Source organism: Hymenobacter sp. FMD4 (assembly GCF_058932745.1).
Genome location: NZ_JBZYWH010000015.1, coordinates 102545 through 126163, shown reverse-complemented (window position 1 = coordinate 126163; position 23619 = coordinate 102545). Strand labels below are relative to the sequence as shown.

16 protein-coding genes are annotated in these 23619 nt (G+C 58.1%); 7 read left to right on the top strand and 9 right to left on the bottom strand.

Annotated elements, in window-relative coordinates; translation table 11 throughout:
• Positions 1–331: 331 nt before the first annotated feature.
• The 5 genes from AC5FXY_RS14635 (at position 332) to AC5FXY_RS14615 (ending at position 5808) form a co-directional block, all read left to right on the top strand.
• Entirely contained in the window at positions 332–2482 is a 2151-nt protein-coding gene (locus AC5FXY_RS14635) for a BatA domain-containing protein (protein WP_493557439.1), read from the top strand.
• Between the two features lie 71 nt (positions 2483–2553).
• Positions 2554–3063 (top strand): DUF4199 domain-containing protein, encoded by a 510-nt coding sequence (locus AC5FXY_RS14630; protein WP_493557438.1) that lies wholly within the window; start codon positions 2554–2556, stop codon positions 3061–3063.
• 26 nt (positions 3064–3089) lie between these two features.
• Positions 3090–3617: a DUF4199 domain-containing protein gene (locus tag AC5FXY_RS14625; protein ID WP_493557437.1), complete on the top strand. Its 528-nt coding sequence runs from the start codon at positions 3090–3092 to the stop codon at positions 3615–3617.
• Positions 3610–4596: a glycosyltransferase family 2 protein gene (locus AC5FXY_RS14620; RefSeq protein WP_493557436.1), complete on the top strand. Its 987-nt coding sequence runs from the start codon at positions 3610–3612 to the stop codon at positions 4594–4596. The genes AC5FXY_RS14625 and AC5FXY_RS14620 overlap by 8 nt, the downstream gene beginning before the upstream one ends.
• Before the next feature lie 78 nt (positions 4597–4674).
• Positions 4675–5808 (top strand): glycosyltransferase, encoded by a 1134-nt coding sequence (locus tag AC5FXY_RS14615; RefSeq protein ID WP_493557435.1) that lies wholly within the window; start codon positions 4675–4677, stop codon positions 5806–5808.
• A gap of 36 nt (positions 5809–5844) precedes the next feature.
• Here the strand turns inward: AC5FXY_RS14615 and AC5FXY_RS14610 are convergent, their stop codons facing one another.
• The 4 genes from AC5FXY_RS14610 to purB all read right to left on the bottom strand — a co-directional run bounded on the left by AC5FXY_RS14610 (position 5845) and on the right by purB (position 16578).
• Positions 5845–6942 carry a glycosyltransferase family 9 protein gene (locus AC5FXY_RS14610; protein WP_493557434.1) on the bottom strand — a complete coding sequence of 366 codons (1098 nt, stop codon included), beginning with the start codon at positions 6940–6942 and terminating at the stop codon, positions 5845–5847.
• A gap of 180 nt (positions 6943–7122) precedes the next feature.
• Complete coding sequence (locus AC5FXY_RS14605) at positions 7123–13992, bottom strand: T9SS type A sorting domain-containing protein (RefSeq protein WP_493557433.1); 6870 nt, start codon at positions 13990–13992, stop codon at positions 7123–7125.
• 393 nt (positions 13993–14385) lie between these two features.
• Positions 14386–15054 carry a helix-turn-helix transcriptional regulator gene (locus AC5FXY_RS14600; RefSeq protein ID WP_493557432.1) on the bottom strand — a complete coding sequence of 223 codons (669 nt, stop codon included), beginning with the start codon at positions 15052–15054 and terminating at the stop codon, positions 14386–14388.
• A 174-nt stretch (positions 15055–15228) separates the two neighbouring features.
• Positions 15229–16578, bottom strand: a complete 1350-nt coding sequence (purB, locus tag AC5FXY_RS14595; RefSeq protein WP_493557431.1) for an adenylosuccinate lyase — start codon at positions 16576–16578, stop codon at positions 15229–15231.
• A 282-nt stretch (positions 16579–16860) separates the two neighbouring features.
• On the opposite strand from purB, the gene AC5FXY_RS14590 reads away from it, so the two are divergent.
• Positions 16861–19023: a transglycosylase domain-containing protein gene (locus AC5FXY_RS14590; protein WP_493557430.1), complete on the top strand. Its 2163-nt coding sequence runs from the start codon at positions 16861–16863 to the stop codon at positions 19021–19023.
• Between the two features lie 20 nt (positions 19024–19043).
• On the opposite strand, the gene AC5FXY_RS14585 is transcribed toward AC5FXY_RS14590, so the two are convergent.
• From AC5FXY_RS14585 to hemG, 3 genes are read right to left on the bottom strand one after another with little or no spacing between them, the layout of a single operon-like run.
• Entirely contained in the window at positions 19044–19997 is a 954-nt protein-coding gene (locus AC5FXY_RS14585) for a TerC family protein (protein WP_493557429.1), read from the bottom strand.
• Between the two features lie 52 nt (positions 19998–20049).
• Positions 20050–20856, bottom strand: coding sequence for a polyprenol monophosphomannose synthase (locus AC5FXY_RS14580; RefSeq protein WP_493557428.1), 807 nt, complete (start codon positions 20854–20856; stop codon positions 20050–20052).
• An 18-nt stretch (positions 20857–20874) separates the two neighbouring features.
• Entirely contained in the window at positions 20875–22218 is a 1344-nt protein-coding gene (gene hemG, locus AC5FXY_RS14575) for a protoporphyrinogen oxidase (protein WP_493557427.1), read from the bottom strand.
• Between the two features lie 166 nt (positions 22219–22384).
• Between hemG and AC5FXY_RS14570 the strand changes: the two genes are divergently transcribed.
• Complete coding sequence (locus AC5FXY_RS14570) at positions 22385–22915, top strand: D-glycero-alpha-D-manno-heptose-1,7-bisphosphate 7-phosphatase (protein WP_493557426.1); 531 nt, start codon at positions 22385–22387, stop codon at positions 22913–22915.
• 77 nt (positions 22916–22992) lie between these two features.
• On the opposite strand, the gene AC5FXY_RS14565 is transcribed toward AC5FXY_RS14570, so the two are convergent.
• Positions 22993–23148 (bottom strand): hypothetical protein, encoded by a 156-nt coding sequence (locus tag AC5FXY_RS14565; protein ID WP_493557425.1) that lies wholly within the window; start codon positions 23146–23148, stop codon positions 22993–22995.
• 220 nt (positions 23149–23368) lie between these two features.
• On the bottom strand, positions 23369–23515 hold the full coding sequence (locus AC5FXY_RS14560) for a hypothetical protein (protein ID WP_493557424.1): 147 nt from the start codon (positions 23513–23515) through the stop codon (positions 23369–23371).
• Positions 23516–23619 lie beyond the last annotated feature (104 nt).

Sequence of the window (23619 nt, the reverse complement as noted above, 5' to 3'; positions counted from 1 at the left end):
GTGGATCTGGCTACGAGCCGGACCAAGCTCTTCTGACGCTGTTCAGGATTGTTTGTGACTGATCATTATTGTCGTGTACTTATTGGTAGGCTGCTGTGCGCTATATTTTCGTAATTCAGATGACATTGATTCACTATTTCAGACTACTTATGTCCTTAGTTTCAATAGTAAACCTTGATTTGGGAATGGGTGATAGGTTGCCTGATTCGATTTAGATACGATTATACCTCGGTTGAATTAGGAATATCGGGCCAATATGAGGAGCCTCGGCATGTCATATAGTATGTAGCCGAGTTAAGCGCTATGCTTATTCTATTAAGGTTAGACCCTTATGCCTTTTTGCCCAACTGAACCTTCAGACTTAACCTATGATTTAGCTTGGCAAATCAACTTAGGGCGTCTTTTTGCTGCGTTTAGCGTTCTTTACTTTCTAGAGAACGAACTCGGTTGTATGGCATTTTCAAATCCTTGGTTTTTGCTGGGCTTATTAGCCTTGGGAATACCTGTCTTTTTGCACCTTTTCGAACTAAGGCGCCCACAGAAGGTCCTGTTTACAAACGTCGATTTTATAAAGGAAGTCAAGCTTGTTACTGCAAAACAGAGACGGTTACAACATTTGTTGGTGCTTGCACTCAGGCTTGGCTTTGTACTCTTTTTGGTTTTACTCTTTACTCAACCTTTCATACCTGTTGCTGAGCAGAGCTTTGAACAAGCCGGCGTATCGATGCTTGTTGATAACTCTCCCAGTATGGGAATTGAAGGGCAGAACGGGCAGTCGCTTTTTGAGCAGAGTGTAAAGGAAGCAGAACGGCTGACCGGAGTTCTACCCCGTACAACTCTCTTCAGTTTAGCTGATGCAAAGCACAGTAATTTATCTGTTGAGTTGTTTAAAGAACAGCTGGCGGGTATGACTGTATCAGCTGCGCACGGGAATATGAGTTTGTCTCGTTTGCTGAATCAGCCAAGATCAGCAGCGCAACCATTATTTATTATTTCAGATTTCCAACGAACGGCTTTCGATCCAGCTGTGATCAAAGCCGCTAGACCTAACCAAGAAGTGTATTTGCTGCCAGTAGCATCGGCTAATGCGCCGAATGTTTATGTGGACAGTATATATCTGAGTGATGAACTGGTGAGAGTCGGCGTGGATTTGCCGTTGCAGGTAAGGCTACGAAATGGGGGAGCTCAGACCGCTAATAATGTACAAGTAAAAGTGCTGGTGGGGCAGCAACAGGTCGGCGCATTTCGAGCGGACATTGCTAACGGCCAAAGCATGGTGCAGTCGGTACGAATACGGCTCACCCAAGCTCAGCTGCAGCAGTGTCGCATCGTGATTGAGGATCAGGGAGTAGCGTATGACAATACCTTCTACTTCACCCTGGCGCCTGCGGATAAGATCCGAGTTCTGGATGTAAGCCCTAATACGCCCCCAACGCAAAGGCTGTATCCAAACGAAGCCATTTTCACTTACCGCTTAAGCAAGGCTGCTACAGTTAGCGGGAATGAGGATGCTGACGTTATAATCGTGCAAGGAGAAAACCGCTTTAGTGGCGTACAGCGCGGTGCATTGCGGCGCTTTGTCGATGCAGGTGGGACAGTAGTCCTAATGCCAGCGGCTGCGGCCAGCTTGCGGGAATCATACCAGCAAGTCTTTGCTGAACTTGGTGTTTCGGCGGTGCGATGGAATGTTGGGGCGACTTTGCCAGCTCCACAGGAATTGGCGCCTCCTAGTCAGCAGAGCCCTTTTTTCCAAGACGTTTTTGCGGAGCAGACGCGTCAGCCAGATATGCCAAGGGCGACGCCGCTCCTGACGTGGGGCCGCTCGACCACAGATGTCCTGAAGTTCCGGGATGGGCAACCCTTTCTATCGGGTTTCCGCGTTGGGGCGGGTATGGTATATGTATTTGCTTCGCCTTTGGACGCTGGTTATTCCACTTTCACGGAAAATCCGCTTTTCGTGCCAGTAATGTATCGACTGGCTACGTTGAGCAAAGCCCGGGAGCAGTTGCCGGCGTACCGCTTGACGGATCGGTCGGTAACCCTGCGGCAGCCTGGCGTGAGCAGGAATGGTGAACAAGTGTTCAAACTGACCGACGATAGCAGCACATTTATTCCGTCGCAACAAGTGAGGGGTGGGCGCCTAGACCTGCAGTTGCCGACAGAGATGCGTAGGCCTGGCTTCTATGATTTGAAGCTTGACGATAAAACGCTAACGACGCTGGCCTTTAACGTCGACAAAAAGGAATCGGAGCTGGCGCAATACTCAACAGAAGAACTGCGACAACTCACGGCCGCTTACCCAAACGTTCACGTGTACGAAGCAGGCGGGGGGCAGAGCGCAGCCGCGCGCTTTGCGCAGGAACGCGCCGGCACTACGCTCTGGCGTTATTGCCTGTTGCTTGCCTTGCTGTGTTTGCTAGGCGAAGTACTGGTTTTGCGGTTTGCGAAGGCCGGGCAGCGGCAGGAGACTGTTGCGGCCTAAACCACCTGCGTTGCGTTTCAGGAAAGAGACCTAACTTACGGCCCTGTCTGGATCAGACAGGGCCTTTTAGGATGAAAAGTAGAACGGTAATTCAAACAGTGCTACGAGTAGGTGCCGTAGCGGGTGTCTTGTGTGTATTGTGGCTAGTGCTACTGTACGCAACCGGCCAAAACCCCTTCGGGCCAAAACGTTTGATGAGCGTGTTTGTGGCACCCTTTGCGGCAGTTGTGGCTCAATGGCAGCTTCGGCGTCGGATTGATGGTGGGCCAGGATTGTGGCGTTCTTTGGCCTGTGGGGCCATGGTGGTGGGCCTGACCGCCCTGCTTTCTGCTACTGCAGTGTACGGCCTTGGGCGAATAGCCAACCCTTCCTTGATTGAGCAAAACCGAGCCGCTATGGAGAAGTTGGTGCAGGCTGAGCGGGAGAACTTCTTAAAGCAAAAGGGCGGAGCCGAGCAGTACGAGCGGACCCTGCGCAATATCGCGGCCACCCCACAGGCGTTGGCCATGGACGACTTTAGCAAAAAACTGCTTCTAGGGCTGTTGCTTTCCGTGCCAGGAGCTATTTTCTTTCGCAGGTAACCACATCCTCTAATTCAACCTTCTTTATGGAAAACACCGTTACTCCTTCCGCTTCGCCTAGCTCGGTGGGCATTCGCTACGGCATAATGCTCGGCATTGTCTCCATTATTCTGACTGCGGTAGCATTAATTACTGGCCAAGAACAGAATACTCTGTTTAGCATTTTGGGGCTGGTAGTACTTATCGCCTTTATTGTGTTGGCGCACAAAGCTTTCAAGCAGGCAAACGGCGGCTTTATGTCATTTGGGCAGGGCGTCACCATTGGCACCATTGCCACGGTAGTATCGACAGTGCTGTCGTCCATTTTTCGCTACATCTACCTGACTTTCGTCGATCCGGATGCGATGGAGCGGGGTTTGGAGGCTGCTCGGGCTAAGCTGGAGTCACAAGGCATGTCGGATGAGCAAATCGATCAGGCTGTTTCATTATCCAGCAAAATGACCAACGGTCCGCTGGGTATTGTGGCCGCTGTCGTTGGTGGCATCATTATCGGCCTAATTTTGTCGCTGATCATATCGGCTATTACCAAGCGCACGCGCCCCGAGTTTGAGTAAGAATACCTCGAAATCCTTCCCAGTTGAGCTGTCCATTGTCATTCCCCTGCTCAACGAAGCTGAATCGTTGCCGGAACTTACGCGCTGGATACGGCGCGTACTCGATCAGCACGGCCTGTCTTATGAAGTTATTCTAATCGATGACGGCTCGACAGATGACTCCTGGGAAGTAATCGAGGAGCTGGCGGCCAGCGACGCCGCCCTGCGCGGCATCCGCTTCAACCGCAACTATGGCAAGTCGGCAGCCCTGGACATGGGCTTTCAGGCGGCACAGGGACGGGTGGTGTGCACCATGGACGCCGATCTGCAGGATTCACCGGAGGAGTTGCCAGACCTCTACCGGTTGATCGTGGAAGAGCGGTACGACCTGATCAGCGGGTGGAAGCGCAAACGCTTTGATCCGCTCAGCAAAACCATTCCGACGAAGCTGTTCAACGGCGTTACGCGTTGGATTTCGGGCATTCAGCTGCATGATTTTAACTGCGGGCTGAAGGCCTACGACCACCGCGTGGTGAAGAGCATTGAGGTGTACGGCGAGATGCACCGTTACATCCCGGTTATTGCCAAATGGGCAGGTTTTCGTCGGATCGGCGAGAAAGTAGTGCAGCACCAGGAGCGTAAGTACGGCACCACCAAGTTTGGGCTGGAGCGGTTTGTGTACGGCTTTCTGGACCTGATGAGCATCACCTTCGTGAGCCGCTTCCGGCGCCGGCCCATGCACTTCTTTGGCACTATGGGCGTGTTGTCGTTTCTCATCGGTGCCATTATTACCCTGTGGCTGGTAGGAGAAAAATGGTGGCTGGCCGCGCACAATCTGCGGGCCCGTGACGTGACGGACCAGCCCTTATTTTTCCTGGCGCTAGCTGCTGTGGTGGTGGGAATGCAGCTCTTTCTGACGGGCTTTCTGGCCGAGCTGATTTCGCTTAACGGCCGTCGCAAAAATCAATACTTGGTACGGGAACGGCTTAATCTGGAGTAGACAAAAGCGCGAAGGCGGCAGTGGAATACGGGCATCAGCCCTCTTCGCTGCTGCCTTTGCGCTTTGATTTTTTATGCTATGAAAGTAGTTATCATCGGGCCGGCTTACCCACTGCGCGGCGGACTAGCAACGTACAACGAGCGGCTGGCCAGGGCGTTTCGGGAGGCTGGTGATGAGGTGCGCATCGTTACTTTCAGTCTGCAATACCCTGATTTCTTATTTCCGGGGCAGACGCAGTTTAGCACCGAGCCGGGGCCCAAGGACCTACGGATTGAAGTCAGCATCAACTCAGTGAACCCGTTGAGCTGGTGGCAAGTGGGGCAGAAGCTGCGGCGCGAAAGACCAGACCTGATCATCTTCCGATTCTGGCTGCCCTTCATGGGGCCAGCGCTGGGAACCATCGCCCGCTTGGTGCGGCGTAATCGGCATACCCGCCTGGTTACCATCACCGACAACGTAATTCCGCACGAAAAGCGGCCCGGCGACCGGCCCCTGACGCGGTATTTTCTGCAGGTATGCCACGGCTTCGTGACGATGAGCCGCTCCGTGCTGACGGACTTGCGGCGCTTGCACCTGAAGCAGCCCGCCCGTTACCAAGCGCATCCGCTGTACGACAACTTCGGACCCATCGTGCCGCGGGGCGATGCATTGAAACGGCTGCAACTTGATCCGCAGTGCCGCTACCTCTTGTTTTTTGGTTTTATCCGGGCTTACAAAGGGCTAGACGTACTGCTGGAGGCGTTTGCCGACCCGCGTCTGGCAGCGCTGCCTGTAAAACTCATCGTGGCGGGCGAGTTTTACGAGGACGCAGCGCCTTACGAAGCACTGATCAAACAGCATCAGCTGGAAAGCCGGCTGGTGCGAGCCACCGATTTCATTCCTAACGAGCGGGTAGCCGACTATTTCTGCGCTGCTGACCTGGTGGTGCAGCCTTACAAACACGCGACGCAGAGTGGGGTGTCGCAGATTGCGTACCACTTTGAGCGGCCAATGCTGGTGACTGACGTAGGCGGACTCGCCGAACTGATTCCGAATGGGGAAGTGGGCTATGTAGTGCCGCCAGCGCCGACAGCAATTGCCGATGCGCTGGTCGACTTTTTCACGCATCATGAGCGACTGCCGGCGTTCGAAGCGGGTGCCCGCCATTACAAGCAGCAGTTTTCGTGGGCCGAAATGGTGAAAGCCCTTAAGGCTGTGGCGACGGCAGACTGAGTCGAGCCAGTAAGTCAACGAAAGTTAACGCTGACTTTAGCTATTCAGTGTTTGCTGGACGGCTGCAAGCACTTTCTCGGCTGGCAGATCCTCCATGCAGCTGGTACCGAGCTGGCAGGTACCGCGGTAGAAGCACACGCACTGGCGGTCAGGCTGCACAATTTGCCCGCGCCCGTAAAGGTCGAATTCGTAAGGGTTGAAGATGTTATTCATCAACACCGTAGGCTTGCGTAAGGCAATGCTGATGTGCATGGCCATGGTTACCTGCGTCACGATGAGGTCCATCTGATCGAGCAGGTTGATGAACTGTGGCAGCGGAAAATGGCCGGGGTACAAGGCGCCAGTGGCAGCATGGAGGCGTTGGTTCCTTTCATCCTCAGCCGCGCCGCCTACCAGCACCGGCTCGTAGCCTAAATCGCGCAACTGACCAATCAGGCTGATCCACTTCTCGTCGGACCACAGGCGGGTGGTCCACCGGTCGCCGCAGCCGGTGTTGAGGCCCACGCGGCGGCCCACGACTGGCAGCTGGGGCCAGAGGTAACCTTTGTCGGCGTGGTTATCGAAGATGTATTCCTCGCCGCGGAACTCGTAGCCGCAGAGCTCGAAGATTTCCTGCACGTAAGGCTTCTTGTTTTGCAGGCTTAGCTCATCGAACACGCCAGTGAGGAACTTGTGATGCGCGAGGTCGTTGGCCGGCCAAGCCACACCGTCGCGGGGGCGCAGGGCGTAGCCGAACTTCTGGGTAGCCTTTATGCTGTTGAGCAGCGCTCCGGCTTCCTTGTCTTTATCCAGATTGAACAGCAAATCGAACTCACGGCCCTGCAACTGCACAATGCTGCTGAGCTCAAACTTCAAAATTTCGTCTACTGCATCAGCGGGCAGAATAGCGGGAGTGTGCGTGAGCCAGGTGATGTAGCAGTTGGGGTATTCGGCCCGCAGCCGGCGGAGCAGTGGGGTAGTGCGAATTACGTCGCCGATGGCCCCGAGCTTGATGATAAGGATGCGCTGCTGCACAGGCGCATACACCGGGCAACCGGCGCACTGGTAGCCATGTTGCTTGTTGGGGCGGCAGGGAATGTCGCCGCGAAAATGGCGGCAATCAGGATGAACAGTTACGCCGTGGAGTTGGGCCATGAAGCAGACGCGAAATCGAGCGGGCTTAAAATTAGCTTGCTTCTAACGAAGGAGCGGCATTTTGGCGGCCCTAGCGCAATAACCCGAGCTATAAAGCGCTTTTCACTGAACTGATAGAAAAGAAAAAGCTCCTCCCCAAGTGGGGAGGAGCTTTTCTGTGTGCGGTTAGCTCGGAGCTACCTATTCGACCACCAAGCGCTTGGTAATGGTTTCGGCGCCGGCCTGGATGCGCAACGAGTACACACCCGTGGCGAAACCTGACACGTCCAGCGAGAGGGTGGTGCCGGCCGTGGTCTGCGGAGCCGACTGGCGGCTGACCAATTGACCCAGGCTGTTGAAGAGCACCACTTCCACCTGGCGTGCGCCGGCTACTGCCGGTACTTGCACGGTGCAGCGGGTCTGGGCCGGGTTCGGGTACAGGTGAGTACCGGCAGCCAGTACGCCTTGGGCCGAAGCCGTAATGCCCCGCGGAGCGAATTGCAGCGTAAAGCGCCCCGTCAGCGACGTGCTGGACGCCGTGAACGAGTAGCTGGCCTGCTGGTGCAGGTTGATGCGCTGGCCCGTTTGGGCGTCAACGAGGAACACATCGGCCGAGGTCAGGTTAAGCAGTTGGGCTGCCTGCAGCGTGTAGCTGCCTGCCTGCGGCACGCGTACCGTCAGCGGCACAATGGTGCTGGCCGTGAGCGTGGGCAGACCATTGATGGACAGTTCCGTGCCGACGGCTACCGAAGCCAGATCCAGCCCGTGGGGGTTGGCCAGCTTGTGGGCATCATAAGAAGCATCGAACCCGGCCGTTGCGCCGGCTTGGAAGTACACGTAAGCGTCGTCGCTCAGGGTGCCGGTACCGCGCAGCGTGAGCTGAGCTAGCGGCCGGACCTCAGTGGTAGAGCGGTTCAGCGTCGGCTGCGTACTGAAGGTGGTTACGCGCGCGGTGTTGGACAGCTGCAGGCTCGTCGGGGCGGTGCTGCGCACGAAGAAGCCTTGGCCCAGCGCTACGAGCGGGTTGCCCACGCCGTTGACGAAAGAGCGGTAGCCACCGCTGTACTGCGACGTGCTTTGGTACACGTACATGGCGTTTTCCAGGCCGGTGGGAATAGTCACGCGGCTCCAATCGAGCGGCGAGGGGTAGGGGTTGCCCACCAGGTGCCAGCCAGCCTCGGCAGCAGCACCACGCCCTAGCGACAGGTTCTGAGTTCCGTTGGCTAGTGAGCCGACGAAATCCACGGTCTGGTTGGCGGCCAGGTTCACGGTGTAGCCCCGACCAACTTCCAGTGGGCTGCTCACCAAGGCTGGCGAGAACCAGCCCTGATCGAAGGGGGTAAAGTTCGTGGCTGGGCTGGTGCCCACGCGGCTCTGGTCGTAGCCGAAGATGGTGGGGAACGGGGTTACCGCGCCAGGAGTGGCCGAGGTGTTGTAAGCCGGGTTCAGCACCGGCGAGAAGCTGCCCGTGGCCAGGTCGCTAATCGTGGTGTTGGTTACCGGAGCCGACAGGTGGCGGTAGCCCAGGCCGGCGTTCAGGGCCGGGCTGATGTAGCGCTGCACCGTAGCCGTGCCCAGTACCTGGCCGGAACCGAAGTTGTTGACCTGGGCGGTAGAATCGGCATCGGAGAGCAGCGTGAGCGGCTGCCCGTTGAGCAGCAGGTTGCCGGCGTTAAACAAAGCCAGCTCTCCGCGGACGGCTACGGGCTGGCTCAGCGTTACGTTGTTGGTGAAGACCGACAGCGCGCGCACCCGGCTGGGTAGGCCCGAGCCGGTGACTTGTGCTGCTGGGCCAGCGTAGTGGTAGCGGGCGTGGCGCGAGAAGGTGCGCGGGCCGCTGACCTGCACGTCGCCGGTGGCGCCGCTGGCGCTGATGCCCTGCGCCGAGTGGATCGTGAGCGTGGTACCGGCGGCCAGGGCAAAGCTGCCCGGACCGTTGATGGTGAAGCCCGCCGCGTCGAGCGAGCCGCCAGTTTGTACCCGCAGTTGGCCGTTGACCGTCAGGTTGCCATTCAGGTTCAAACGGCCCGTGCTGGTAACGGTCACGTTATTGTAAGTGCCCTGTACCAGTTGGGTACTGTTCACCAGCAGATCGGGGTAGGTTACCGTGAAGCTGGTGCTCGACGGTACACCGCCCGTGTTAGTGAATACCGACACGATGCCCGTCGTTGCGCCCGGAGCTACCGTGGCGGTAATCTGGGTTGGCGAAACCACGGTGTAAGGCGAAACCGCACCGCCAATGCCTACCAGGATTACATCCACGAAGTTGGTGCCGGTGATGGTAACCACAGTGCCCACCGGTCCGCTGGTGGGGCTAAAGCTGGTAATCGTGGGCGGCGGTACCACCGTGCCAACGGTGAAGTTGGTGCTGCTGACGGCCGTACCGGCCGTCGTGATGATGCGAACCAAACCAGTAGTGGCGCCTGCTGGCACTGCGAAAGTCGCTTGGTCACCGCCAACTGGGTCACCGATGATTGGGGAAGTAACCGCCACGTTGTTGATCGATGCACCGATGATGTTGAACAGGTTGGTGCCCGTAACAGTCACGCTTGTGCCACTGGGGCCGCTGGTGGGCGTGAATGAGCTGATCGTCGGAACATCGGCTACGTTGGTAATGCTGATGGTAAACGTCCGCTCAAACGAGAGCCCACCTTGGTCGGTAGTCCGCACCCGGATGGAGTAGCTGTTCTGCGTTTCAAAGTCAAACACATTGTTGGTAAGCAGTTGGTTGCCGCTGATGGCGAAGTTGCCGTTACCGCCGCTACCCGTCCCTGTTACCAAGGTATAGGTGTGCGTATCGCCGGCGTTTGGATCAGTGGTGGTGAACGTACCAACCAACGTGTTAAGCGGCTGATTTTCGGCTACGTTTGTGTTGCTCAGCGCTAGGGCCGTCGGAGCCGTGTTGGGTACCGGTACAGTAAAGTTGCTGGCCGAAGTAGCCGTGCCGCCGGGCGTCGTTACGCTAAGGGGACCAGAAGTAGCACCTGCCGGTACGCTAGTGGTAATCTGCGTGGCCGAATTGACGGTGAACGTATTGCTGGTACCGTTGAAACGCACCGCAGTAGCGCCAGTGAAGTTGGTGCCGGTGATGGTCACCGCAGTGCCAGCGGCACCTGAGGCAGGCGTGAAGCTTGTGATGGTCGGAGCCGGAGCCGTCACCGTGAAATTGGTGGAACTGAATCCAGTGCTGCCGCCAGTGTTTACCCCAATCATGCCGGTCGTGGCGTTGGCAGGTACGGTAGCCGTAATCTGGTTAGCCGAGTTCACCACAAAGCCACTGCCGAACAAGAAGCCTGAGCCGAAGGATACCACCTGCGCACCTTGGAAGTTGTCGCCGGTAATAACCACTTGGGTGCCTGCCGGGCCGCTGGTGGGCGAGAAGGAGTAAACCACCGGATTTGGCTGCACAATGAAGCTGCTACTGCTGACGGCCGTGCCACCGGGCGTGGTAACCCGGATGGGCCCCGAAATAGCGCCTACCGGTACGTTAACGCTGATCATGTTTGCGTTAGACGTCGAGATGTTAGCCAGTACCGGGCCACCGTTGCCGGTAAAGGTCACCGAGCTTACCCCCGTGAAATTCGTGCCGGTGATGTCCACGCGCGCATGGATGGGGCCACTGCTTGGCGTGAAGTTCGTGATGGTCGGCGCTGGGGCCGTCACCGTGAAGTTGCTGCTCGAAGTACCCGAGCCCACGGGCGTAGTCACGCGGATGAGGCCGGAGGTGGCGCCAGCAGGCACGGTGGCCGTGATGCTGGTGGCCGAGTTTACGGTGAAGCTTGTGGCGGCCGTTCCGTTGAAGGCCACGGCCGTAGCGCCGGTGAAGCTGGTGCCCGTGATGGTCACGCTCACGCCTACTGCGCCCGAGCCGGGCGTAAAGCTGCTGATCGTCGGTGCATTCTGTACCGTTACCGATGCCGGTGCACTGGCTACACTGGAGCAGTTAGAGTTGGTAGCTACCACCGTGTACTGCGCAGTACCAACGCTGGTGGGCCGAGCAGTGGTACTAGCGCCGGTAGAGGATGTCAGACCGGGCCCGGTCCAAGTGTAGGTCAGGCCCTGCTGCGGATTGGTCACCGTAAGTGTTACCAACTGGTTGGGAGCCACCATGGAGGGGCTAGCCGTGGCCGTTGGTGTGGTCAGGCCTGGTTCGATGTTGACCATAACCGGCGTACGTGTGCTTTCGCAACGGGAAAAACTATTATCCTCGTAGCTGACCAAATAACCTGTGGTAGCGGTCAAAACGGGAGTGGTGTAGCTAGAGCCGGCCGCTAAGTAAGTAACGTTGCCGCCTCCCTGGTTGGAATACCACCTGTAGGTGGATCCAGCTGGGGCACCACTAGCTGTAAGCGTGACACTGCCCGGGCCGCAGCGTGTAACCGATGGAGCCGATGGGCCAACCGGGTCAGCAATGGTCAGGGTAACATCTTGGGTGGAACTGCAGCCGTTGGCCGAGGCCGTTACCCGGTACACGATATGGCCGGAATAGCCACCGGGAGGGGCCATGCTAGCAACTCCCCAAGTGTAGCTGTTAGGGCCGCCCGTGCTGGTGTAGCCACCAGTTGAGGGCTGCGTTCCTGGTCCACTAATCAGTTGAATACTGTAGGTGTACAACTCCCCGTCAGTGGGGGTAACGGTTAGGACACTCGCCCGCCCGTTGCATTGCGTGTACGGCGAAAACGTATGCGTAAAAGCCGGCGGACAGTTGGTAACGCGGAACTGCGAGGGCGAGAACACGCTGCCGCCCGGGGTCGTTACATGGATGAAGTCGGTGCGCGCCCCCGTCGGTACGGTTACCGTCAGTTGGGTGGGGCTGTTCACCACCACGTTGGTGGCGAAGGCGTTGTAGAAGCGCACCACGGGCGTGCCTGAGAAATTGGTGCCCGTAATGGTAATGCTCGTCACCCCCGCAATGCCAGTGCTGGGCGAAACGTCGGTGATGGTCGGCGGAGCCGTTACGGTAAAGTTTTGGCTGCTGGTGGCGGTGCCACTCGGCGTAGTCACACTGATGGGGCCAGTGGTGGCACCTGAGGGAACCGTTACTGTCACGGATGTTCCAGCAGTGTTGACGGTGAAGCCAGGGGCTGTAGTGCCGTTGAAAGCCACGGCCGTTGTACCGTTCAGGTTGGTGCCCGTAAGCGTTACCTGGGTCACGTTGGGCATGCCGCTATTGGGCGTGAAGCTGGTAAGCGTGGGCGGAGCATAAACCGGCGTTACAGTAAGTACTCCAGAGCCAAAAGTGCCACCTGCCCCTGCGGGGCGAAGTCCAAATGTTGGGGTAGTGCCACTGACCAGAGCTGAGGGTTGAACATAACTGGAGCCGCCGCCGCCCGCGCCATTGGTAGCCCCGCTCACGGCACCGCCGCCGCCGCCGTAATAGCCGCCGCCGCCGCCATAACCACCGGCCGATTGCCCAGTAGCACCGGTACCACCTTCACCGAGTGAGCCTGCAAATCCGTTGAATGTGCCGGTGCCACCCGCACCGCCCGCGCTGCTGGTGCCGGCGCGACCGTCCATAAGGTTGCTACCGCTAGCCCCAGCATTTGCGCCAGAAGCTGCACCTCCGGCAACTACCAGGCGTGAGCCCAAGGTGCTGGTCAGGGTACCGCCGGCTAAGGGGTTGGCGCTGGTGGCCCCGCTGATACGGCGTAAATCGGTGGCTCCGCCGCCGCCTGATCCACCGACACCAAACGAGCCAACGCCCGTGGCCCTGCCGCCCATACCACCGCCGTTGTAGCCTCCCGCACCCGGGTCGCCGTTGCCGGCCGCTGTAAGTCCAGGTCCACCAGCTACTACTGTCAGCACCTCGCCTGGTACTACTTGCAGCCGCGCAGTTACCAAGGCTCCCCTGGGTACTGTGCCAATGTTAACGCCTTCAGCGACTACTTGTAATTGGGTTACGCCTGCCGGAACGGTGTACGTCTGGGGCGAACCCACAAAGCCATTTTGCCACGAACCCGTAAAGTTGAACGTGGTTGACGGCCCCGTATTCATGACCGAAAAGTTCTCCATCGAGGCGAATGTGCCTTGAGGATTGGTTATGGTAATCGGCCCCGTAGTTGCCCCAGCGGGTACACTGACAGTTATACGATTCGGTGAGTTTACGACGTAGCCGGGTGCATTCGTACCATTGAATGCTACCGCGGTTACTCCGGTGAAATTGAAGCCGTTGAGCGTCACAGTGGTGCCTACAGGACCCACCACGGGCGAGAAGGACTCTAGCGGTACTGGAATCATCTCCAGACTACCGTGGGAAGTATTGCCCGTGTTAAAAACGGGAGTAGAGACCAAGAACCCGGGGGCCACGAAGCTGCTTCCGGCGCCGCCGCCGCCGCCAGAGGCACCAGCACCGCCACCGGCACCGCCGCCGCCACCATAAAGGCCGCCCCCACCGCCACCGCCACCGCCGTTGGGGTTTGTGGCGGTGGGAGCACCGCCGTTGCCGCCAAAATCAAGGAAGCCGTTTGAACCATTGTTTACGCTCTGGCCGCTGGTGGCGAAGCCGCCCGTACCGCCGGCACTCTGCGTAGCCCCGCCGCCGCCGCCACCTACACTGGCGCTGCCACTTTGGCCTGCCAGTCCGTTTTGGGAGCTATTGCCGCCCGTGCCGCCAAATATTATGGAACTGCTTGTAGCAATACCGCCAATGCCGCCGCCACCGCCGGCAATAAGTATCTTATCCGGACCTCGCCACAATACAGTGGCACCGCCGCCGCCTAACGCGCCACCGGCACCATTGCCGCCACCGTTGTAGCCACCCGTTGCGCCGTTTGGCGCACCGCCTACTCTAAAGGAGAAACTTTCACCAGGCGTTACTCTGAATACGGCTTCTACAATGGCTCCTTGGCCTGTAGAGCTAAATTGCTGACCAGGAGAGGCTCCTGCACCCCGAGCTATTACTCGCAAATGATTGACGCCTACCGGAACGGTATACGTTCCGGGGGCTCCCGTAAACTGGAAAGTGGTAGACTGGGCCCAAGCCCCCTGGCTGCCCAATAGCAAAGCCAATACCAGCAGCCAAGACCAAGGAGGCCTATTGCTGGCTGTTCGATACGTAAAAGGTGTGTGCATATAAAGGTGGATGTAAAGGTGTAAGCAAAAGACGCGCAGCCCTTTGGGCACGCGTGTAAGAAAAGCGGGGGCAACACAACACGTTAGGCCCTCAACTGCTTTGGATGGTCAAGCAAGGAATAATGGTAGCCGGCCCTAAGTATTTAGGCCGGTAGCGTACCACAACAGGTCTTTAAGCGACGAAAAGGCGACGCCGAGTCACTAGAGTAAATGCAGGGCTGCAGAAAAAAGCAGCAGGAATAGCAATATCCACGAAGAAAAACACCAGCGTAAACTCTTGCCATACAGGTAAAGCAGGGTAGAAAAATCCTACAAAATTCACCCTAATCGCACAGTAGTTCCTATACCTACAAGTAGGTATTTTCTAAGTTGATAGAATAGTGTATGAACTACTTAGATCAGATCAAACGCCCGGGCATACTGGGCTAGATCGAAGGTGGAATCAGCCCGGAGCTTTAGGCGCAGGTTGCGGCGGTGCGTCTCGGCGGTCTGGGTGGAAATGTGCAGCTCGGTAGCTATTTCGGGGGCGCTATGCCCCAATGCTAAAAGCCGCAGCACCTCCCGTTCGCGCCGCGTAAGCTGGGCAAACTCGCTGTGGTGTTTCCGCACAAAATCGTTCTCGTCCAGTAGCCGCTGCACCTTGGTCGTTAGGTGGCTTTCGGGCGCAATGGGAGTGGAAAAAGTCAGCACCAGCAAGGGCTTGCCCTCGTTGTCGCGCAGCAGGATGCGAACGGCACTCATGTGCCAAGTGAATCCGCGGTTACCGACCAAGCGCACCTGCTGAAAAAACGAAATGGTTTGGTCCAGATCGTTGCGTTCCAGTAGGTCAAAAATTTTGGGAACGTAATGGGCCGCGTCTTCTGGGTTAAAGAATCGGGCGTGGTAAGCAGGCCCTAGCTGGCGGAGTTCCTCCATGCAGATGCCTAACTGCCGCAGGCCCCGCGCCGACATATATTCGACGGTGTCGGTTTGGATGTTATGAATAATAACGACGCCTGGGTAACGGTCGGCAGTGGCAGCTATTTCGTCGATAGTCGATTGTACTATCTCTGCTAGAGACATGTAGGTATGCAGCGGTGCGGTGGTAGGGAGGCAGGGCAATATTTCCGGCGACGCGCAAGCAAAACGCGCGGATGAAGGCGTTTCAGCATCTTCATCCGCGCGGCCTTACCGGAGCTCCCAGTGCTGCAATCGGCAAAAGCATCACGAAAAGCTCCTAAATGTACAGCTATATGGCTATGTACCTACATAGCTGCTGGGCGAAATTGCACGCAGCTCTGTCTTAACGCTTTCTGCCACGTCAAGCCCGTCGATAAAGTCTTGAATCGTTTGCGCGGTAATGGCTTCACCGGTGCGCGTTAGGGCTTTGAGGGCGTTGTACGGATCGGGGTACCGCTCGCGGCGCAGAATGGTTTGGATAGCCTCCGCGGCCACGGCCCAGTTGGCTTCCAGGTCGCGGTGCAAGGCGGCTTCGTCGAGGGCTAGTTTGGCGAGGCCGCGCTGCAGAGCCGTGAGCGAAATGAGAATGTGGCCCAGCGGCACGCCCAGGTTGCGCAGCACGGTGGAATCGGTGAGGTCGCGCTGCAGGCGGGAAATGGGCAGCTTGGCGGCCAGGTGTTCCAGCATGGCATTGGCCACGCCGAGGTTGCCTTCGGCGTTTTCGAAATCGATGGGGTTGACTTTGTGCGGCATGGCCGAAGAACCTACCTCGCCGGCTTTGATCTGCTGCCGAAAATAGCCCATCGAAATGTACTGCCACACGTCGCGGGCCAGGTCGATAAGGATGGTGTTAAGCCGCTTTAGGCCGTCGCAGGTAGCGGCCAGGTGGTCGTAGTGCTCGATCTGGGTGGTGGGGTAGGAGCGGTGCAGGCCTAGTTGCTCATTCACGAAACGCTCCGCGAAAGCATGCCAGTCTACCTGCGGGTAAGCAACGTGGTGGGCGTTGAAGTTGCCGGTGGCGCCGCCAAACTTGGCGCCGTAGGGCACCTGCTTCAGCAAAGCGAGCTGAGCCTCCAGCCGCGCCACAAATACTTGTATCTCCTTGCCGAGGCGCGTGGGCGAAGCCGGCTGGCCGTGCGTGCGGGCCAGCATGGGCACCGCTTGCCACTGCACCGCGAAGGAGCGCAACTGATCGGCGAGCTGCTCGTAGGCCGGCAGAATCTCGCGTTGCAGAGCCTCGCGCAGGCTCAGCGGAACGGCCGTGTTGTTGACGTCCTGCGAGGTCAGACCGAAGTGAATAAACTCCACGTACGAGTCCAGTTCCAGGATTTCGAACTGGTCGCGCAGCCAGTATTCCACGGCTTTGACGTCGTGGTTGGTCACGCGCTCGTGCGCTTTGATGGCCTCGGCATCGGCCTCCGTAAACTCCTGATAGAGCAGGCGCAGGCGTTCAAACACTGCCGCGTCCACGTCCTGCAGCTGCGGCAGAGGTAGCTCGCAGAGGGCAATGAAATACTCCACTTCCACCAGCACGCGGTAGCGAATCAGCGCCAGCTCGGAAAAAAAAGCGGCGAGCGGGGCGGTTTGGCGGCGGTAGCGGCCATCGAGTGGCGAAAGGGCCGTGAGCGGCGTCAGGGCGTCGGGCATCGTGTGGGGGATGTGGGCTGGAAAGCGAGTAAGCCTGGGAACCCGGCGGGCCGACTGCCCAACCAATGGATGCGACTGGCGCGGTGGAACTACAACCCGGTGCAAAACCTTTTCAGATCCTGAGCCCCCAATGCGCCGCGAAGGTAGCGAATGCGCCGAAGCCCGGGCAACGTCTTGTTCAGCTACGCGTAGGGGCAGATTATGGTACTTTTGTGCCGTAAGCGCCGTAGGTTCGGCACGAAAGTGGCCAAGCCGGGCGCTATTACCATCTCTTCCGAGCGAGTGAATCCGAAAACCAAAAAAGTATTGTACTGGTCCTTGGGTAGCGTAGCCCTGCTATTGCTCATTGGCCTGGGGGTGTTTTTGCTGAAACGCGAAGAGCTGTTGCAGTATGCGCTGCGCCAAACCAAGACCAAAGTCGAGCGGAAATACCCCGTGACGCTTACGTTGGGCCCAGCTCGGTTCACCGATTTGAATTCCGTCCAGATCGAAGGCGTAAGCCTGGTGCCCACCACCGGCCTGCGCGACACGCTGCTCACGGCCCGGCGCATCAACGCCAGTATCAGTCTGCGTTCGTTGTTTGCGCGGCGCCCCGTGTTCAGTAATCTACAGATCGAGCATGCTCGTCTGGATGCTCATAAGAACGCCGCCGGCGACAACTATGGCTTTCTGCTCAAGAAGCAGGGCCGGCAGCCCGTGGTGCAGCGCGATACTACTAAGGGCACCAATTACGGCGTGCTGCTGAATCAGGTGCTCGAAGCCGGCCTCGAAAACATTCCCGGGCAAGCCGATTTCCGCGACTTCATCGTCTCGTACCGCAACCCGCGCCACGCGGCTACGCTCAACATGCCTCAACTCTCCATCGAAGACGGCGACCTGACCGGCTCGCTGACGGTGGTGGTGGATTCGGTGATGAACCGCATCGGGCTGCGCGGTCACGTGGAGCAGGGCGACGAGGAGCTGAACGTGCAGGTATTTGGCCAGAACCGGCAGCCGGTGGTACTGCCCTACGTGCAGCGTCGCTTTGGCGCCCGCGTGCAGTTTGATACGCTGTTTCTGGCTCTCGACGGCAAGAAGTACGCCGACGAGCAGCTGACCGTGCGCGGCACCGCGGCGGCCAGCAACTTCCGTCTGAACCACCCCAAGATTGCCGACGAAGACGTAGCCGTGCGTCGTGGCGGCATTGATTTCGTGGCTACCCTTGGCCAGAACTACTTGGCGCTTGACAAAGGCACCAAGGTTACGCTCAACAAAATTGAGGCGTACCCGCAGATCAGCGTGAAGATGCGGACCCGGGCCGAACTGGGGCGCCGCCTCTCGCCCCACACCCTCGACTACAGTCCGCGCCTGCGTGGCTTGCTGGTGTCGCTGAACGTGGAATCGGCCCAGACGCCCACCACCGACTTTTTCGCTTCGCTGCCGCAGGGCATTTTCGATTCGGTGGAGGGCATTCAGGGTACGGGCACGCTGCAATACCGCCTGAACGCCGCCCTGGATATGCAGCAGGTGGACAGCCTGAAGTTTGATTCTGGCCTGCAAGCCTCGCGTGACTTTAGCGTGACGCGCTTTGGCCGGGTAGACCTGCGCAAACTGGGCACAGAGTTTCCTTACACGGCTTACAACGACAAGGGCGACTCGGTTAAGACCTTCACCGTGGGGCCTACCAACGCTGAGTTTGTGCCCTTTAATCAGGTATCAGATTATCTGAAATACGCCATTATAACGGCCGAAGACCCCCGCTTTTTCACCCACAAGGGCTTTATGGAAAAAGCGTTTGTGAAGTCGGCCATCCAGAACATCAAGGAAAAGCGCTTTGCCCGCGGCGGCAGCACGCTCTCAATGCAGCTGGTCAAAAACGTATTCCTGACGCGGCAAAAAACCGTGGCCCGCAAGGCCGAGGAGGCTCTGATGGTGTGGCTGATCGAAAACACCCGCATCGTGAGCAAAGAGCGCATGATGGAGGTGTACCTGAACATCATTGAGTGGGGCCCGAGCACCTACCGCTGGCCAAGCGGCGAGCGGGGCGTTTACGGCGTGAAAGAGGCCGCGCGTTTCTACTACGATAAGGAACCGTCGCAGCTGAACCTGCAGGAAAGTTTATACTTAGCCAGCATCATTCCCAAGCCCAAGTACGCCCGCCAGTCGTTTGATGCCTACGGCGACCTGCGCTCCAGCTCACGCTACTTCTTCCGCCTGATTGCCAATATCATGGCGCGGCGCGGCTACATCCCCGAGTCAGAAGCTGATGGCCTGAGCCGCTCTGTGAGCCTGAACGGGCCGGCGCGCCGCTTCATGAACTTCTCGGCACGTCCCGATACCACCCGCGTAGCGGCCAGCGACAGCAGTCAGTTTGATCCGATTAACCTGATTGACCTGCTGAACACCGGTGGGGCCACGGATGCCGGCGTAAACAGCAACGCGCCCCGCAACGGTAATCAGCCGTAAGGCCAAACAGCTTGAGTAATTTACTGGGCAGGGTCGTCGAAGGGCGTTAGTGGCTCGTTGACGGCCTTCTTAGGAAGCAGCAGGGAGATGACAACCGATAAGGTGAGCACAGCTGCTACGACGCCCAAAGCCCATTCGGTAGGAATGATGAAAAAGTCATGCAGCAGCAGCTTCACACCGATGAACACCAGAATGACAGACAGGCCGTAGTGCAGGTAGTGAAAGAGTTGCATGAGGCCGGCCAGCGCGAAGTACAAAGCCCGCAAACCCAGCAGCGCAAACACGTTGGACGTGTACACGATAAACTTGTCCTGGGTGATGGCCAGAATAGCTGGAATGGAGTCGGCGGCAAAAACTACGTCGGTGGTTTCCACCATCACCAGCACTACAAACAGTGGTGTGGCGAAGAGCAGCTTCTCTTTGCGCACGAAGAATTTGCCGCCCTCGTACTTGTTGGTGATGGGCAGGTGGCGGCTCAGGAATTTCACCACCGGGTTGTTTTCCGGGTCGATGTCAGGGTTGTCGCTGCTGGTACCCATCTTCACACCGGTGTATACCAGAAAAGCACCCAGAATGTAGAGCGTCCAGCTGAATTTGCTGATTAATGCCGCCCCCAGAACGATAAACGTAGCTCGTAGTATCAAGGCCCCCAGCACCCCCCAGAAGAGAATTTTGTGCTGGTATTCGCCCGGGACTTTGAAGTAGGTGAAGATGAGCAGAAACACGAACAAGTTGTCGACGCTCAGGGCTTTCTCCAGCAGGTAGCCCGCCAGAAAGTTCATGCCTGCTTCGCGGCCAAATTCGCGAAAGACAAAATAGTTGAAGACCAGGGATAGGGCAATCCAGAAGGCGCTCCAGCTCAAAGCTTCGCGCATGCGCACTACGTGGGCTTTGCGGTTGAATACCAGCAAATCCAGCAGCAACATGGCCAGTACAAAGAGGTTGAAGCCAACCCAAAACAAGGGAGTAGTCATGCGATACGCGCGTCAAGCAAGCGGCAATAAGACGCCGTGAGTCCGTTGGGCCTTACCGTGTTTTGGAGGCGGAGGTTGCGGCACCTGTGGTAAAGGTATTGGTGGCCACCGTCGAGCCAAGGGCAGCAGGCTGCTTAAAGGGCTTAAACCAGCTCGCTACCTTCATCTGCATAACGCCCAGCAAGGCTTCTTTAAAAATGCCCTTCGACATTTTAGAGGCGCCGCGGGTGCGGTCGGTGAAAATGATGGGCACTTCCTTAATGCGGAAGCCGTGCTTGTAAGTCAGCCATTTCATCTCGATCTGAAAGGCGTAGCCGACGAAGTGAATCTTGGCCAGATCTATGGTCCGAAGCACTCGGGCAGCGTAACACTTAAAGCCAGCAGTGGCATCCATGATGGGCATGCCCGTAATAAAGCGCACGTAGGCCGACGCAAACCACGACATGAGCACGCGGTCCATGGGCCAGTTTACCACGTTGACGCCGGTGATGTAGCGCGAGCCGATGGCTAGATCATTGCCCTCCACCGCGCAGGCAGCATACAAGTGCAGCAGGTCGTCGGGGTTGTGCGAGAAGTCGGCGTCCATCTCGAAAATGTAGTCGTAGCCGCGCGCCAAAGCCCAGCGGAAGCCGTGCAGGTAAGCCGTGCCTAGTCCTAGCTTACCGGTGCGTTGCTCCAGGTGTAGGCGTCCTGGAAACTCCGCCAGTAGCCCGCGCACCACTTCTGCCGTGCCATCGGGCGAGCCGTCGTCGATGATAAGTACATCAAACGACTTCGCCAGGGAGAACACCTTGCGAATGATAAGCTCGGCGTTTTCCCGTTCGTTGTAGGTCGGTATGATGACGAGCGAATCGTTCATTAAGCTCAAAGGTAATAATTAGGCTAGCTGGCCTGCTTGAATTTTTTCGGCGACCTGCTGTGCCCGGCGCAGGCAATCCGGAATGCCGACGCCGGCCCGCCAGTTGGCTACCGTCCAGATGCCGGTGGCTTCCAGCGCGTCGGCGGCCGAGTGCGCCGGAATGATGCGGGCATCGAACTGAGGGATGCTTCGTTCCCACCGGAAAATGTGCTGCAGCCGCGCCGGCGCGCTGGGCTGCAGGCCGTACAGGCGCTCCTGCTCGGTGCGCAGCGCTGCCAGCAGCTGTTCATCGGGCTGACGGGCGGCCGTCTCGTACTGCGCGCCGCCCACGAAGGAAGTAAAGAGCACTTGCCCAACTGGGCATCTATCTGGAAACAACGAACTGCTCCACAAGGTGCCCGCCGCTACCGGCTGTTCCACCCGCGGGCTCAGCGCCCCAAAGCCGTTCAGTGGGTGTTGAACGGCCGCACGGTCGTAGGCTGTGTGCACGGCCGTGAGCGGGGGGTAGTGCACGTTGCTCAAGGCCGTAGCCGCCTCGGGTTGGAGCGGCTGAACCAGCTTGGCAGCAGCGTACGCCGGCAAGGCCAGCACCACTGCGTCGAATACCTCAGTAGGTTCAGCCGAGCCGGCCAGGCGAAAACGGTAGCGGCCGTTGGCTTCGGGCAGCAAGGCTTCCACCCGGGTATTCAGGTGCAGGTGCGACAGCTGCGCCACCAAGGCATCGGTGAGCACCTGTAAGCCCCCTTGGAAGGAAATGATGCGGCGCCGGGCCACACCCTTCATGGTGCGCGCAAAGCCCCGCAGCACCGAGCCGTGTTCCTGCTCCAGCGCGGCCAGCTGCGGAAAGGTTTTGTGCAGCAACAGCTGGCTGGGGTCGCCGGCGTAGATGCCGGATACGAAGGGGTTGACGGCGTAATCGAGGATTTCCTGGCCGAAGCGGCGCTTGAAGAAGTGCGCAATGGTTTCAGCTGGGTCCGTAGTCGCTACCGGGCGACGTAGCTCGCGCAGCAGGTTGAGCTTTGCATGTAGGCTGAAAAAGCCGTTAAACAACAGCTGCTGCGGCTTGCCCGGCAAGGCGCGCAGGCGGCCGCCGCGCACTACGTAGCGGTTGGCACTAATGCCGGCTGGCTCTTGGATACGGCCTTGAATGCCTAGCTCGTTTATCAGCTGCTCAAGCTCGGGGCTAAGCTGCAGGGAATTGGGCCCTAGCTCCAGCGTGTAGCCTTCGGGCAGGTGCTTGGTGCGCATGTTGCCGCCAGCCGCCGCGCCCCCTTCAAATACGTGGACTGCGGCGCCACTGCGCTGCAGGTGCCAGGCCGTGGCCAGGCCCGTGATGCCGCTGCCGATGATTGCTACTCTCATGCTGCTGTCTTAAACTGCCCGAAGCTGCAAAACTAACCCGCAGATGCCGGCTCCATTCGCTTTAGACACTGATTTTGATCAGCCAATGGTGTGTCCCGCTATTCAGCAGCACCTTGCCTGCTGCACCCAATAACACCAGCCGGAGCCAGCGGTTTAGCTTTGCCGCATGAATGACAACCAAACGGCCAAAGCTGTTTTCCTGGACCGCGACGGGGTGCTCAACGCTGAAATCGGCACGTATGTGTGGCGGCCGGATGATTTTGTGGTGTTGCCCGGTGTTCCCGAAGCCCTGCAGCGCCTGCATGCGGCCGGCTACCGGCTGATAGTGGTGACCAACCAGGCCGGCATTGCCAAGGGCCTATACACCGCTGCCGACGTAGCCGCCTGTCACCAGAAGCTGCAGGACGCCTGCGGCTACCTCATTGATGCCTTCTATTTCGCGCCCGGTCACCCATCAGTATCGAAGTCGCTGATGCGCAAGCCGGATTCGCTGATGCTTGAAAAAGCCATGGCACGCTTCCGGCTGGACGCAGCTCGGTGCTGGATGGTCGGCGACCGGCCCCGCGACCTGCAGGCTGCCGCCAAGGTAGGCGTGCGCGGCATTCTGGTAGGAGCAGAGTCACCCCCGGTGCCCGGTGCTCCGCACGTCGCCGATTTGCCGGCAGCGGTGGACTTGATTCTGGAGCCAACCCGTTAGGCGTTCCAAAAAGTAGCCCGGCCGGAACGCTGGGTAGCGCTCCGGCCGGGCCTCAAGTCACAGCTTGCCAGCTGTGCTTACATCCGATCAGCAGCCGACGCCTCGGTGCTAGCCGTTACGGAAGTTGCCTGCTGGGTAGCAGGCTTAACGCTGGTGTAGGCCGGGCATTTTGTGCTGCACGAACCCAAGCCAGCTGCCAGTGCCAGAGCGCCGATAACTGCAATCTTTTTCATGTTAAAAGCCAATTTGTGAGGATGGTGGTAGTTGGGCAAACAGTTCGAAATTAACGCAGTTAGACCATGTATTAGTTTGTGCTGTGTCGAAATAATTTTATCTGTTACTTGTCCGATAAGAATTTGACTTGGTAAAAATCATAATCCTATCGAAGCATAAAAAAAGCCCGCCGGCTGCTCCAAGGAGCAGCCGGCGGGCTTTGGGACTGGGGTAGGTGTGTTACTGGCGCTCGGCCGGGGCTGCAGCCGAGGCCACTGCCTCAGCCTTCTGGGTGTCGGCTTTGCCGTAAGCCGGGCACGACTGTTTGTTGCAAGCACCAAGCGCCATCGTAGCGGCCGCAGCTAGTAGGAGTAGACCTTTTTTCATTTCGATGATGAGCTATTGGATTGTAGAATGTCAAACTTACTAATGCTGAATCCAAAGCTCCAATTAATTCAATTAAAAAATTTTAATAATGCGGTAAATGACTA

Excerpts from the sequence above, each read along its gene's own strand:
- AC5FXY_RS14635 (WP_493557439.1), top strand. The coding sequence starts at position 332 with ATGCCTTTTTGCCCAACTGAACCTTCAGACTTAACCTATGATTTAGCT.
- AC5FXY_RS14630 (WP_493557438.1), top strand. The coding sequence starts at position 2,554 with ATGAAAAGTAGAACGGTAATTCAAACAGTGCTACGAGTAGGTGCCGTA.
- AC5FXY_RS14625 (WP_493557437.1), top strand. The coding sequence starts at position 3,090 with ATGGAAAACACCGTTACTCCTTCCGCTTCGCCTAGCTCGGTGGGCATT.
- AC5FXY_RS14615 (WP_493557435.1), top strand. The coding sequence starts at position 4,675 with ATGAAAGTAGTTATCATCGGGCCGGCTTACCCACTGCGCGGCGGACTA.
- AC5FXY_RS14610 (WP_493557434.1), bottom strand. The coding sequence starts at position 6,942 with ATGGCCCAACTCCACGGCGTAACTGTTCATCCTGATTGCCGCCATTTT.
- AC5FXY_RS14605 (WP_493557433.1), bottom strand. The coding sequence starts at position 13,992 with ATGCACACACCTTTTACGTATCGAACAGCCAGCAATAGGCCTCCTTGG.
- AC5FXY_RS14600 (WP_493557432.1), bottom strand. The coding sequence starts at position 15,054 with ATGTCTCTAGCAGAGATAGTACAATCGACTATCGACGAAATAGCTGCC.
- purB (WP_493557431.1), bottom strand. The coding sequence starts at position 16,578 with ATGCCCGACGCCCTGACGCCGCTCACGGCCCTTTCGCCACTCGATGGC.
- AC5FXY_RS14585 (WP_493557429.1), bottom strand. The coding sequence starts at position 19,997 with ATGACTACTCCCTTGTTTTGGGTTGGCTTCAACCTCTTTGTACTGGCC.
- AC5FXY_RS14580 (WP_493557428.1), bottom strand. The coding sequence starts at position 20,856 with ATGAACGATTCGCTCGTCATCATACCGACCTACAACGAACGGGAAAAC.
- hemG (WP_493557427.1), bottom strand. The coding sequence starts at position 22,218 with ATGAGAGTAGCAATCATCGGCAGCGGCATCACGGGCCTGGCCACGGCC.
- AC5FXY_RS14570 (WP_493557426.1), top strand. The coding sequence starts at position 22,385 with ATGAATGACAACCAAACGGCCAAAGCTGTTTTCCTGGACCGCGACGGG.
- AC5FXY_RS14565 (WP_493557425.1), bottom strand. The coding sequence starts at position 23,148 with ATGAAAAAGATTGCAGTTATCGGCGCTCTGGCACTGGCAGCTGGCTTG.
- AC5FXY_RS14560 (WP_493557424.1), bottom strand. The coding sequence starts at position 23,515 with ATGAAAAAAGGTCTACTCCTACTAGCTGCGGCCGCTACGATGGCGCTT.